Raw genomic sequence first — 12186 nt, 5'->3', positions numbered from 1 at the left:
CCCATGTCATTAAAAAATCTTCCGGCAGCGCCGGAGGGGCGCCCGTGCGCGAAAGTCACCAGTGAGCTATCACCGGCCGCTTTGGATCGCTGGGACGGTGGCATTAAGGCTGCCAACAGCAACGACAATACGATTTCAATTTTTGACGTGATTGGTGCTGATTACTGGGGGGAGGGGGTCACTGCAAATAGAATTGCTGGCGCTCTTCGTTCGATGAACGGCGAGGACGTCACTGTCAGCATTAACTCTCCGGGCGGCGATATGTTCGAAGGGTTGGCAATCTATAACCAACTGCGCGAATACAGCGGAAAAGTTACCGTCAAGGTGCTGGGGATCGCTGCCTCTGCCGCGTCGATTATCGCGATGGCCGGTGATGAGGTGCAAATTGGCCGCGGCGCGTTCCTGATGATCCATAACTGCTGGGTGTATGCGGTGGGTAACCGGCATGACCTTGCACGGGCAGCCCAGGACATGGAGCCTTTCGATCGCGCCATGCAGGATATTTACTCTGCCCGAAGTGGCCTTGATGCTTCGGACGTTTCAGGAATGATGGACAACGAAACATATATCGGCGGCAACGATGCGGTCGAGAAAGGTTTTGCTGACCGGCTTCTGTCCGCGGATGAAATTTCCGATGGGGACGAAAGCCCAGCAGCGGCGCTGCGCAAGCTGGACGCACTGTTAGCCAAAGCCAACACTCCGCGCTCTGAGCGCAGAAAACTTCTCAAATCTTTATCCGCCAGTAAGCCGGGCGCTACTGACGACCACCAAGGTAAGCCGAGCGCTACCGATGCACCAAACCCTGAAGACCTCAAACAACTTGAAAACGCGCTGGCCGCGTTCGGCAAATAAGGAAACACCATGTCTGAAGTAAATGAAATCCTGAAAAAAGTAACGGCGAGCATTGAAGAAGCGAATGGCAAATTCAGCGCTAAAGCAGAAGAAGCTTTGACTGAGGCTCGTAAGTCGGGATCTTTGTCCGAAGAAACCAAGGCCGCTGTCGATAAGATGGCCTCGGAATTCAACGCACTGCGTGAAGCTGAAAAAACATTGAAAGCCGCACTGGGCGATCTGGAGCAGCACGTCGCACAAATGCCTCTGAACAATGCAGCCAAAGTTGCCGAGACCGTCGGTAAAGTGGTGATCAGCTCAGAAGCGTTGAAGAAATTTGCGGCGAGCGTTGAAGGCGGCAAGCGTGTCAATATTCCTGTGAATGCGGCGTTGCTGTCCACGGATGTTGCCGACGGCGTTGTCGAGCCTCAGCGTTTGCCAGGCATTGATACCGCGCCGAAACAGCGTTTGTTCATCCGCGATCTTATTGCTCCGGGCCGCACCGGCGCACCGGCGATTTTCTGGGTGCAGCAGACCGGTTTCACCAACGCAGCGAAGGTTGTTGCTGAAGGGACGACCAAACCTTACAGCGACATTGAGTTCGCCACCAAAATCACCCCAGTCACCACCATTGCTCACATGTTCAAAGCATCGAAACAAATCCTCGATGACTTTGCTCAGCTGCAATCAACGGTGGACGCAGAAATGCGCTACGGCCTGAAATATGTTGAAGAGCAGGAAATTCTCTTCGGCGACGGTACCGGCGTACACCTTCACGGCATCGTGCCTCAAGCCTCTGCGTTCGACCCTGCATTCTCGGTAGATCAGCAGAACGGCATCGATGATCTGCGTCTGGCAATGTTACAGGCACAACTGGCGCGTTTCCCGGCATCAGGCCATGTCCTGCACTTCATCGACTGGGCGAAGATTGAACTGACGAAAGACACGCTGGGCCGCTACATTCTGGCGAATCCTTCAGCTCTTACGGGTCCTACACTGTGGGGCTTGCCGGTCGTGGCCACAGAAACTGCCGCCTTCCAGGGTAAATTCCTGACAGGTGCCTTTAATGCCGCCGCTCAGTTGTTCGATCGTGAAGACGCCAACGTAGTGATCAGTACTGAGAACGCCGACGACTTCGAAAAGAACATGATTTCGATTCGTTGCGAAGAACGCCTGGCACTGGCGGTTAAACGTCCGGAAGCCTTCATCTACGGTTCATTCACCGCGCCTGGCTCCGGCAGTTAATTCTGCACCCTAAGGCGGCCTTCGGGCCGCTTTTCATTTTAAAAGGTTGGGCGACAAATGGCTGATCCCGCCGATGTTATTGACCTCGACGTCATAAAAAATCATTGCCGGGTTGAACCTGATTTCACCCTAGATGATTCGTTATTTCAAATTTATACCGGTGCAGCGAAGCGCTACGTTGAAACGTGGACACGGCGGACGCTTTACTTACTGAACACGGATCAGGGCTTTGAAACAGACGAAAACAGGCTGTTGCTTGATGACGATATCCGGGCAGCGATGCTTTTGCTAATAGGTCACTGGTATTCAAATCGTGAATCAGTGGTGGTTGGACAAACCGTGTCTTCTTTGCCATTGGCGGTGGAATCTCTTTTGCAACCTTACCGAATCTATGGGGTTTGAAATGGCTTGTGCAGGTTGTGAACGTCGTAAGGCTTGGCTCAAAAAGTGGGTGAAAATTGCATATGAACGAGCAACAGCAAAACCATCAGCAACTGATTCAGGAAATGCGAAACCTGACGGCGGCGATAAGTCGGCAAACTGAGACGAATCAGTCTCTGTGCGATCTTCTGGTCAAAGTTCTGATTGAAGGTAGTGCTGACCCGGAAGATATGGATATTACCAATCCAGCCCCTGTATATCTCAGTGGTAAGGTCGGAGGTTAATTATGCAGGCTGGAAGATTACGGCACCGCGTGAAAATTCAGGAGCCGGTAAATATTCAAGATCCGGTCACAGGTGGGGTCACCCCTTCGTGGCAAGATACGGTATCTGTCTGGGCAGAGGTTTACCCACTGTCAGCCCGTGAATTTGTTGCTGCTCAGGCTGGACAGGCTGAAATATCTGCCCGGATCACCATCCGCTACCGACCGGATTTAACGGCAAAGCATCGCATTATTTTCCGAGGCAAGGTCTACAACATTGAGGGCGTTCTTCCTGATCCTGTTAGCGGTCTGGAATATTTCACGCTGCCATGCTCACAAGGGGTTAACGATGGCTGACGGTGTCGATTTTACGCTGACCGGTCTGGAATCGCTTCTGGGTAAAATCGATGCGATAAGCACTGACCTGAAAAAGAAGGGTGGGCGCGCGGCACTTCGCAAAGCTGCGAATGTCATCGCTGATAGAGCAAAGGCCAACGCCAGGCGGGTTGATGATATAGCCACTGGCCGGAGTATTGCAGACAACATCGCTGTTAGATGGGACCCGAAATACTTCAAAAAGACAGGCAATTTAAAATTCAGGATCGGCGTTTTGCACGGAGCCGTTCTTAAAAACCATCCGGATAAGGCCAAGAACGCGCCGACACCGCACTGGCGGCTATTGGAATTTGGCACTGAAAATATGCGCGCTCAGCCAATCATGCGCCCGGCAGCAGAAAACAGTGTTGCAGATGTGATTAATACCTTCACCAGCGAATATGAAAAGGCAATTGACCGGGGCATAGCTCGCGCGAAGAAAAAAGGACTGCCTCCATGATTGCACCAATATTTCCGGTGTGCGCCGCCAGCGCTGCGGTGACTGCACTCATCGGAACATCTCCTGTCAGGCTCTATCCATTCGGCGAGCATGATGACAGCGTTGTTTATCCGTATGCAGTTTGGCAGAACATCGATGGCGAACCACCGATGTATCTGGATACGTTGCCCGATTTTGATTCCTATAAATTGCAGGTAGATGTTTACGGAAACACTGCTGCTGAAGCGTCAGCAGTGGCCGAGGCGCTCCGCAATGCGATTCAACCCAAGGCTTATATTACGCGGTGGGGCCCACAAGGCCGGGACACCGAAACGAAACGATACCGCTATTCATTCGATGTTGACTGGATCGTTAAGCGATAACCAAACGACTCTTTAACCCGCCGGCTTATGCCGGTTTTTTTATGTCCGGAGAAAGCCCATGTCTGTAGTGACACAAGGTACACAGTTTTTTGTACTCGCCAACGGTGTCGTAAGCGAAGTTGAATGTATTACTGCGTTTACGCCCGGCGGCAACCCGGCGGATCAAATTGAGGACACCTGCTTGAGTGAGCGTAATACCCGAACCTATAAAAAAGGTTTGCGTACTCCGGCTCAGGCTACGGTGACGCTCAATGCCGATCCGGCAAACACCAGCCATTTGATGCTGCATAACCTGTCCGAATCCGATGATCAGACTGACCTCACATTCGCGGTTGGCTGGTCTGATGGCACCTCTCTTCCAACCGTGGCAACACCGTCAGATCCCGATGCAGTAGACGGTTTCCTTCTTCCAGAAGACCGCACCTGGTTTGTATTTCAGGGGTATGTTGCCGATTTCCCATTCGACTTTCAGGCTAACACCGTTGTAACCACCTCGGCCACGATCCAGCGCTCTGGCGCGTCAGTCTGGGTTCCGAAGGTTTCTGGTTCATAAGTTAAAAAAACACCGCGGCGCGCGGCAGGCTGCCGCCGCTCATTTCTTTATTCAACGCTGAGATGCAGAACATGAAATTGACCCTTGAGTCGTTAAAAGGCGCTGGCGCATTTACCGGCCGCCCAATCGAGAAGGAAATAACCTGGAAACAGGGCGATCAAGAACTGACTGCGACCGTATATGTCCGCCCGCTGGGTTATTACACCGCAACGTCTGACATTCTGGCTTCCGTCGGGAAGCAGGAGGGGGTAGCAGGCCGCATCGCAGCCTCGATCTGCGATGAAGATGGCAAGCCCGTATTCACACCGGCAGATATTACCGGTGAAGCAGATCCTGAACGCGGTGCGCTGGACGGTGCGCTGACAATTGCTCTTCTGGTTGCCATCTCAGAGGTGAACAATCTGGGAAAGACGACGAGCTCAGCGCAGAAAACGAGCTCTGGTGCGAATTAGTCATTAATGGGATCGGTGGTTGCACCATTGCCGAGGCACAGGAAAGGCTGAGCCTCAATGAGTTTCAGGTCTGGGTGAAGTACCGGAATAAGTTCGGGAACCTCAACCCGATGATGCGGACGGAGTGGGCAGCCGCACTGGTCGCCAGCACGCTGGCGAACATCAATCGCAAGAAAGACAGCCCGGCGTTTTCCATCACAGACTTTGCGCCGCATATCAGCGAGGCCCCGGTCAGCCTGGATGATGCAATGAAAAACTGGAGCTAAAATGGCAAGTAAATCCCTCGGCACGCTAACGATAGACCTGATCGCAAAAGTCGGCGGGTTCGTTGGCGGCCTTAATGATGCAGAACGTGCTTCTGAAGAGTGGCGTAAAAAGGTTGAGGGTTCAGTTAAAGCGGCGGGGGTTGCTGTCGCAGCACTGGGAACAATTGCCGCCAGCGCGGCATTAGCCATTGGTTCAGCCGGGATCTCATTTTTAAAAAATACAGCTGAGCAGGTCACTGAAGTTGACCGTGTCGCCAAATCATTAAAGATTTCAACTCAAGAGTTGTTGGCCTGGCAGTTCGCCGCTGATAAAGCGGGGTTGGCCGGCGACAACCTGAATGACGTTTTCAAAGATATCAGCGACAAAATCGGTGACGCCGTAATTAACAAGTCAGGCGAAGGTGTTGATGCACTCAACGCACTTGGCCTTTCTGCGGAAAAATTGGCTAAGGCATCTCCCGATCAGCAGCTTCTCGCGATTGGTGAGGCAGTAGGAAAAATAAGCACGAACGCTGGCAAGGTGACAATTCTTGAAAGCCTCGGCAATGACCTTTCCAAAATGCTTCCCCTTTTCGATAACAATAACGCAAAGCTTAAAGAGTTAATTCAACAGGCTAAGGATTACGGCGTCGCTCCGGATCAGTCATCGATAGATGACCTGGTCAAAGTGAATAGCATTTTTCAGGATATGGAAACTCAGGTATCTGGACTGAAAATGGAGATAGCCACGGGTCTGGCTAAAGTCGACATTTCTGGTCTTCAAGATTCTTTTGGGAAACTGAAAGATGTCCTCACTGACCCTAAAATTCTACAGGGCCTTACCTCTCTGGTAAGTGGTGTGGTTGAACTGGCGGGCGGGCTGGCAAAAGTGGCCGCCTCAGCTGGTGACCTGATCGATAACTTCAAGGGAAGTTACGATATCGGGAACTCGCAGAATGAGTCCGTTATTCAGAACCGCTTAAAGTGGTTGCAGGAAGCGCGCAAAACATCTGACAGCATTGAGACGATCGTTGAAAGAACCATCGGAACAATGCCGGAATCAGCGGATATTGATAAAGAGATATCAGAACTCACCAAAAGGTTAGATTCCATCAGAAAGGCTGGCGCTGCATTGCCAACCGGCAAAGCAATAGTTGCCCCAATCAGTTCTCAGTTCGTTCTTCCTAAAGGTGCGACAAACGGCAAGGCTACCCCGGATGCTGGTGCTAAAAAACTGGAAAGCGCCTTCAAGTCCACAGAGCTAAGCTATCTCCGCCAAATTGCTCTGATCGACACAACAGGTAAAAAAACAACAGAAGTCACTGAAGCTCAAAAGCTGCAGTTCGATCTCGCCAGCGGGAAACTGGTGGGCATTAATGCTGAACAGCAAAAACGCCTTGAGAGTTTGGCCGCTGAGGTGGACCAACTCGGAAAGCTTAAAAAAGCCAACGAGGAAAATGCGAAGGCAGCCGCCTATGCTGCCGGACTCACCGCTGAAAACCGTAATGCCCAGGCAGCCAATGATATCGACGTTCAGGGCGCTGGTATGGGGGAAATGGAGCGCGACCGGCTGAAAGAGCTTTTGAGCCTTCAGCGAGATTATCTCGAAAAGCAGGCTGATCTGCAGAAGCAGTATCAGGGTGGTGATATTTCCAAAGACCTTTACGATCAGGAAACTTCAGCTCTGGAAAGTGCACTGCAGGAGCGCCTGGAACTTCAAGAAAAGCATTATGAAGATCTGGACGCGCTGCGCGGTGATTGGGTGGCCGGTATTAGTGACGCCTGGCAGAACTTCGCTGATGAAGCCACAAACTACAGTCAAATAGCGGCAGACAATGTTTCTTCTCTGCTGGGTAGTGCAACCAGCTCACTTTCTGATGGGCTCGAAAGCATTGTCAACGGCACTGAATCAGTGGGTGATGCTTTATCCACAATGATTTCAGGTTTCGGCCAGACCGTGATCCAAACCCTGGCAGACATGGCCGCTCAATGGTTGGTTTATCAGGCCGTTCAATTGCTTGTAGGAAAAACAACCCAAGCCTCGGCTATTCCTGCAATGGTAGCTAACGCTCAGGCAACGGCATTTCAGGCACAATTGGCCGCATACGCTTCAACAGCAGCCATCCCTATTGTCGGTCCAGCACTGGCGCCGGCTGCCGCAGCTGCGGCTGCAACTTATTCTCAGACTCTGGTTGCCGGGGTTTCTGCGTCAGCTCTTTCTGGTATGGCTCATGACGGTATTGATGCAGTTCCTGAAACAGGAACCTGGTTGCTTCAGAAGGGGGAGCGCGTGACTACCGCTTCAACCTCAGCAAAACTAGATCAAACCCTTGACCGGGTTGGCAGACAGTCAACTGGGGGTGGTTCATACAACCCATCCTTTGAAATGACGATCAATGGTGATCCCGATGCTAGGACCATGGCCATGATGGAGCAGGCAGTAAAGCGAGGTGCACAGCAGGGCTACGATATGGTTACCTCGGATATAGCCGCAGGCACCGGGCGCGTAAGTAAAGGCCTTGGCACTGGATGGCAAACTAAGCGGAGAGCACGCTAATGGGTATCACTTCAGATATTAATTATCCTGATGAATATTTGCCGATGCCGATTCAGGAGGGATATGCACTCAAACCGGTGAGCCCGCTGCTTAGAACAGATCTGACATCTGGACGCGCCCGTCAGCGGCGACTTTACACATCTACGCCATCTCAGGCTCAGGTAAGTTGGTTATTTCTCGAATCAGAGGCCCAGCTTTTTGAGGTATGGTTTAGAGATTCCATCTCTGATGGTGCCGCATGGTTCAACGCAAATCTTAGAACCCCACTGGGGGTGGAAAGTTATGTTTGCCGGTTTGTGGATATTTACGACGGGCCAATCATTACTGGTGGAAAATACTGGGAATTCACTGCGACGCTGGAACTGTGGGAGAGGCCAATCCTTCCACCTGGTTGGGGGGAGTTTCCCGACTTCATTATTAACAGCAACATTATTGATTTAGCTTTGAACCGGGAGTGGCCAGAAGCATGACAATTCTAAATCGCCTTTACGCCTCATCAGGTTCAGAGGTCATTATTGAGACGTTGGAGATTCAGATCGGCAATTCATCATACTGGCTGACGAAGGGGTGGGAAGATATCACTGCCACGTTGGAAGATGGCACAGCGCAAACTTTCGAAGCGTGCGGTATAGATATCGCTCTGCCTGCGCGTAATGCTGATGGTACGCAAGACCTTAAATTTGCAATCAGCAATATTAAGGGCGTTGTTTCCACGGCGATACGCAAGGCATTGAAAGATTTGAGCTCTGCGTCTCTGACCTATCGTTGCTTTATTTCAACAGACCTTACTACTCCCACCGAAAATCCTTACTCAATGTCGATAAAGGGGGGCTATTGGACCGCCATAGAAGTTCAGATAACAGCTGGTTATTTAAACGTACTTGATACGGCGTGGCCCCGCTACCGCTATACCCTGCCTTATTTTCCCGGTCTGCGTTACATCTCGTAAGGAATCCCATGCTCAACATTGACAAATACCTTTCCGTCACCTGGCGGATGGGCGGGCGCTGCTATCCATTCCTTGACTGTTATGGAATTGTTCATGAGATCCGCAGGGATTTAAATCTTCCTGAGTGGCCAGCTTTCGAAGGCATTATCCAGGAGGATTCACAGATGGATCTGGCTGCGCGGGAACTGATGCTTTCTGTCGAACAGTGCAAAGCGAGTCATGGTGTGGTGGCCGCCTGTTATAAGTCTGGCATGGTTACGCATGTGGGTATCGTTGTTGAAATTAATGGTTTGCTTCACGTGATTGAAAGCAATCCAAAAAGCAACGTGACGATTTTGCCGATCGGCCGATTTGAACGCCGATATGCGAAAGTGGAGTATTATCAGTGACGATTAAAATTTATCCCTCTCGGCTACCGGGCGAGCCTCTGGAAACCCATGAACACAGGGAAGCAACCATCCACCGCTGGTTTCTCGAAAACGTAACCGGTTATGAAAATGGGATGGATCACCCTATTAGGGTTGAAGTTAATGGGGTGAATATCCCGTCATCTGAATGGCCGCTATGCTTCATAAAGCCTGATTCTGATGTGAGAATTTACCCAGTTCCACAGGCAGCGTTTATGGCGGCGTATGGCGCATATATTGCCATCGCAGTAGCCGTGGCCGCCGCTGCGTATTCAATCTATATGCTGAGCACCTTAGATACGGGTGCCAGCAGCCAGGCATCGGGTGATTCCCTCGACCTCAGTCCGGCTAAGGCCAACAATGTCAGTCTTGGCGATCCTATCCGAGAGGTATTCGGGAAGTACCGCGTGTTCCCGGATTATGTGGTTCAGCCAATTTCTCGTTTTGATCCTGATGACCCTGAAATTTTCCGCACAAGCATGTTTCTCTGCGTCGGCGTTGGTCATTTCAGCATCCCGCAATCAGGAGTTCGGATAGGTGCAACGCCAGGGGCAAGTTTCGGCGCTGACCTTTCCTATACAATCTTTCCTCCTGGCGCGAACGTGGGTGCAGATTTCAGGTCAGAAAACTGGTGGTCATCAACAGAAGTTGGCGGGACGGCAAGCGGTTCCGGATTAGATACAAACTCAACGGCGCCCGGGAGTATTTATGCCAACTCTGACGCCATTCTTTTCGATGGAAATACCATTACCCTAATTGGCGTGAATAACGAAAACGATGACGACAATGATGATTCGGATGACCTCAGCATTCCAAGTTCCTGGGTGGAAGGCACGGTATTAACCATCGTCGCGCCTGACAGTTACGTCATTAGTACAGCTGGTGGTTACAGTATCATTTATGGTGATTTTTCTGAGCTTGTGCCGGTCGTCGGGATGCCGGTCACGCTCACCTACAATGACAACAGCTACAACCTGTTTGTTTCTTCCTATACAGAAGCGGTCGCACCAGTGCCCGGCGTTGGTGGTAGCGCGGCAAGTATCACCGCCAGCGCCGCACCATCAACCTACGACTTTACGACCAGCAGCTACACGTTCACTATCACCTGGCAGGGCATTACCTATACGGTGAACCTGGTCACAAATTACGTGAACATGAGCGGGTTGGTTGACGCTATTACGGATTCTTTGACGGGCTCAGGACTGGTAGCCATCGACAGTTCGGGTAAGGTAGTGATCCAGGAGGAGTCCAGCCCATTCACAGGGGGCACTATCATTAATTCGACGTTACCGATCGAAGTATTTGGTAGCAACCCGGTTAATACTGCTGGCGTGGCATCAAGCGGAGGCGCGGCGGGTGTTCAGGCTCACATCAATCTGTCCTATACCTCAGCAACAGGATCTGCTTTCAGTGGGATCCCGGTCGGTACCGAACGCCTGTCCGTTATGTATGGGGCCGGACAGTTCGTGATCACAGATGTTGATGATACGACCATCACTGTCGCCAGACTCTTGGTCACAGAGGATGGATCAACGGTAATTGATAACTCTTGGCCGGGCTTTAATAGTCGTACAGTCCTCGATGCCTCGGTGTCTGGGGAAAATGACGCCGAAAACTGGCTCGGTCCTTTCCTGGCATGCCCCAATGGAGAAACTACGACAACTATCGAGAATAACTTCATCTTTCCTAATGGACATATCCAGTACAAAAATAATGGTGATTCTCAATCACACAGTGTTCACGTGCTGGTGCAGTATCGTAATGCCGCAACAGCTGGAGCATGGAGCCAGACCGCGTATGACTTCAAAGGAAGGACTGTAAACGGGCACGGGTACACGAAGCGCATCAGCGGCCTGCCCGCCGCGCAGTATGAAGTTCGCGTGCGGCGGACAACTAAGATTGGCGGTTCAAAAACCGTCAATAATCTGTTCTGGCAGGCATTGCGTTCCCGACTTGCAAACAGGCCATCAGCTTATGCCGGTGTCACCACTTTAGCGCTGACCATCCGCACCGGTAACCGGCTGGCGAGCCAGTCAGATCGCCGCGTTAACGTAGAAGCCACACGGCTTTATGACGGGTACGCGTCACGCTCTATCAGTGGTGCTCTGATGCATGTCATGACCAGCCTTGGTATGACTAACATTGATAGCGATACTATATCTTCTCTGGAAAGCACCTACTGGACGCCAAGAGCCGAGACATTTGATTTTGAAGCAAGCGACAGCAGTGCTTCTGCTCTCGATATATTGCAGAAAATCACGAATGCTGGGATGGGGTATTTTCTTCTGTCGGACGGCCTGGCATCGGCGGGGCGGGAGGGTGTGAAGAATTGGACTGGTGTTATCAGTCCGCAAGAAACTACTGATATGTTGCAAACATCATTCTCCGCACCGTCTCAGGACGATTATGATGGAGTCGATGTGACATATATTAATGGCACTACATGGGCTGAGGAAACAGTACAGTGTCGTATCGCTGGTAACCTTACGCCAAGCAAGGTGGAGAACTACACGCTCGATGGGGTATTAACTGCCGACAGGGCCTATCGGATCGGTATGCGTCGTCTCATGAAGTATCAGCAACAGCGCCTGACTTTCTCGGTCAGTACCGAGATGGACGCGCTTTGCTACAACTACATGGACCGGCTTGTGCTGACCGATGATATCCCGGGTAACAACACAATCAGTTGTCTTGTGGTATCAGCGTCGTTGTCTGACTCGGTTCTAACTCTTGAGGTGAGCGAGCCGCTCGACTGGACATTCCCTAATCCTCGGGTATTGCTCAGGCTGCAGGACGGAACGGCGACCGCGTTGATAGCTCCGACGCGTATTGATGACTATGCGCTATCGATACCGCTGAGCAACACATTAAATTACGAAGAATGGGAAATGGATAACCCATCTCGAGAGCCACCGCGTCTAATTTTCTGCTCATCTGAGCAAGTTGGTTACGATGCGATTGTTACAGAAATATCACCATCTTCAGACGGGACATGCCAAGTTACAGCTTCTGAATACAGTTCTGAATATTACACTTATGACGACGCCATATATCCCGGCGACGTCGCTTAAATAAAATCACTTAAAAAAACCCGCCTCGGCGGGTTT

At 51.3% G+C, this 12186-nt stretch carries 15 protein-coding genes; all 15 read left to right on the top strand.

The genetic code is table 11. From position 1 onward, the window contains the following. Positions 1 to 3: 3 nt before the first annotated feature. The 15 genes from LC431_RS05625 (at position 4) to LC431_RS05555 (ending at position 12150) form a co-directional block, all read left to right on the top strand. Complete coding sequence (locus tag LC431_RS05625) at positions 4 to 852, top strand: head maturation protease, ClpP-related (protein ID WP_223509426.1); 849 nt, start codon at positions 4 to 6, stop codon at positions 850 to 852. 9 nt (positions 853 to 861) lie between these two features. Beyond that, a complete protein-coding gene (locus LC431_RS05620) occupies positions 862 to 2076 on the top strand; it encodes a phage major capsid protein (RefSeq protein WP_223509424.1) in 1215 nt (404 codons plus the stop codon). A gap of 57 nt (positions 2077 to 2133) precedes the next feature. Next, entirely contained in the window at positions 2134 to 2478 is a 345-nt protein-coding gene (locus tag LC431_RS05615; RefSeq protein WP_223509423.1) for a head-tail connector protein, read from the top strand. A 62-nt stretch (positions 2479 to 2540) separates the two neighbouring features. Further along, positions 2541 to 2741, top strand: a complete 201-nt coding sequence (locus LC431_RS05610; protein ID WP_223509422.1) for a hypothetical protein — start codon at positions 2541 to 2543, stop codon at positions 2739 to 2741. A gap of 2 nt (positions 2742 to 2743) precedes the next feature. After that, positions 2744 to 3076 carry a phage head closure protein gene (locus LC431_RS05605; protein WP_223509421.1) on the top strand — a complete coding sequence of 111 codons (333 nt, stop codon included), beginning with the start codon at positions 2744 to 2746 and terminating at the stop codon, positions 3074 to 3076. Continuing rightward, complete coding sequence (locus LC431_RS05600; RefSeq protein ID WP_223509420.1) at positions 3069 to 3554, top strand: HK97-gp10 family putative phage morphogenesis protein; 486 nt, start codon at positions 3069 to 3071, stop codon at positions 3552 to 3554. Before LC431_RS05605 ends, LC431_RS05600 begins: the two co-directional genes overlap by 8 nt. Next, the gene (locus LC431_RS05595) at positions 3551 to 3916 is read left to right on the top strand and encodes a DUF3168 domain-containing protein (protein WP_223509419.1); all 366 of its coding nucleotides are present in this window, start codon (positions 3551 to 3553) and stop codon (positions 3914 to 3916) included. Before LC431_RS05600 ends, LC431_RS05595 begins: the two co-directional genes overlap by 4 nt. A 58-nt stretch (positions 3917 to 3974) precedes the next feature. Then, positions 3975 to 4469, top strand: a complete 495-nt coding sequence (locus LC431_RS05590; RefSeq protein ID WP_223509418.1) for a phage tail tube protein — start codon at positions 3975 to 3977, stop codon at positions 4467 to 4469. Positions 4470 to 4540: 71 nt separating this feature from the next. Then, the gene (locus LC431_RS05585; protein WP_121019983.1) at positions 4541 to 4921 is read left to right on the top strand and encodes a phage tail assembly chaperone family protein, TAC; all 381 of its coding nucleotides are present in this window, start codon (positions 4541 to 4543) and stop codon (positions 4919 to 4921) included. A 110-nt stretch (positions 4922 to 5031) separates the two neighbouring features. Continuing rightward, complete coding sequence (locus LC431_RS05580) at positions 5032 to 5187, top strand: hypothetical protein (RefSeq protein ID WP_223509417.1); 156 nt, start codon at positions 5032 to 5034, stop codon at positions 5185 to 5187. Position 5188: 1 nt separating this feature from the next. Next, on the top strand, positions 5189 to 7723 hold the full coding sequence (locus tag LC431_RS05575; protein ID WP_223509416.1) for a phage tail tape measure protein: 2535 nt from the start codon (positions 5189 to 5191) through the stop codon (positions 7721 to 7723). After that, positions 7723 to 8193 (top strand): hypothetical protein, encoded by a 471-nt coding sequence (locus LC431_RS05570; RefSeq protein ID WP_223509415.1) that lies wholly within the window; start codon positions 7723 to 7725, stop codon positions 8191 to 8193. The genes LC431_RS05575 and LC431_RS05570 overlap by 1 nt, the downstream gene beginning before the upstream one ends. After that, a complete protein-coding gene (locus LC431_RS05565; RefSeq protein WP_223509413.1) occupies positions 8190 to 8672 on the top strand; it encodes a DUF1833 family protein in 483 nt (160 codons plus the stop codon). Before LC431_RS05570 ends, LC431_RS05565 begins: the two co-directional genes overlap by 4 nt. An 8-nt stretch (positions 8673 to 8680) precedes the next feature. Beyond that, the gene (locus LC431_RS05560; RefSeq protein ID WP_223509412.1) at positions 8681 to 9061 is read left to right on the top strand and encodes a nitrite transporter; all 381 of its coding nucleotides are present in this window, start codon (positions 8681 to 8683) and stop codon (positions 9059 to 9061) included. Continuing rightward, a complete protein-coding gene (locus LC431_RS05555) occupies positions 9058 to 12150 on the top strand; it encodes a host specificity factor TipJ family phage tail protein (protein ID WP_223509410.1) in 3093 nt (1030 codons plus the stop codon). The genes LC431_RS05560 and LC431_RS05555 overlap by 4 nt, the downstream gene beginning before the upstream one ends. Positions 12151 to 12186: the final 36 nt, after the last annotated feature.

This window comes from Rahnella sp. GSA61A, from assembly GCF_019969905.1.
GTDB lineage: Bacteria > Pseudomonadota > Gammaproteobacteria > Enterobacterales > Enterobacteriaceae > Rahnella > Rahnella aceris.
The sequence above is the reverse complement of the archived record's forward strand: the minus strand, read 5'-3'. Positions and strand labels throughout refer to the sequence as shown.

Coding starts and splice junctions, on each gene's coding strand:
- LC431_RS05600 (WP_223509420.1), top strand. CDS start 3,069: ATGGCTGACGGTGTCGATTTTACGCTGACCGGTCTGGAATCGCTTCTG.
- LC431_RS05565 (WP_223509413.1), top strand. CDS start 8,190: ATGACAATTCTAAATCGCCTTTACGCCTCATCAGGTTCAGAGGTCATT.
- LC431_RS05590 (WP_223509418.1), top strand. CDS start 3,975: ATGTCTGTAGTGACACAAGGTACACAGTTTTTTGTACTCGCCAACGGT.
- LC431_RS05595 (WP_223509419.1), top strand. CDS start 3,551: ATGATTGCACCAATATTTCCGGTGTGCGCCGCCAGCGCTGCGGTGACT.
- LC431_RS05580 (WP_223509417.1), top strand. CDS start 5,032: ATGATGCGGACGGAGTGGGCAGCCGCACTGGTCGCCAGCACGCTGGCG.
- LC431_RS05585 (WP_121019983.1), top strand. CDS start 4,541: ATGAAATTGACCCTTGAGTCGTTAAAAGGCGCTGGCGCATTTACCGGC.
- LC431_RS05615 (WP_223509423.1), top strand. CDS start 2,134: ATGGCTGATCCCGCCGATGTTATTGACCTCGACGTCATAAAAAATCAT.
- LC431_RS05610 (WP_223509422.1), top strand. CDS start 2,541: ATGAACGAGCAACAGCAAAACCATCAGCAACTGATTCAGGAAATGCGA.
- LC431_RS05605 (WP_223509421.1), top strand. CDS start 2,744: ATGCAGGCTGGAAGATTACGGCACCGCGTGAAAATTCAGGAGCCGGTA.
- LC431_RS05575 (WP_223509416.1), top strand. CDS start 5,189: ATGGCAAGTAAATCCCTCGGCACGCTAACGATAGACCTGATCGCAAAA.
- LC431_RS05570 (WP_223509415.1), top strand. CDS start 7,723: ATGGGTATCACTTCAGATATTAATTATCCTGATGAATATTTGCCGATG.
- LC431_RS05560 (WP_223509412.1), top strand. CDS start 8,681: ATGCTCAACATTGACAAATACCTTTCCGTCACCTGGCGGATGGGCGGG.
- LC431_RS05620 (WP_223509424.1), top strand. CDS start 862: ATGTCTGAAGTAAATGAAATCCTGAAAAAAGTAACGGCGAGCATTGAA.
- LC431_RS05625 (WP_223509426.1), top strand. CDS start 4: ATGTCATTAAAAAATCTTCCGGCAGCGCCGGAGGGGCGCCCGTGCGCG.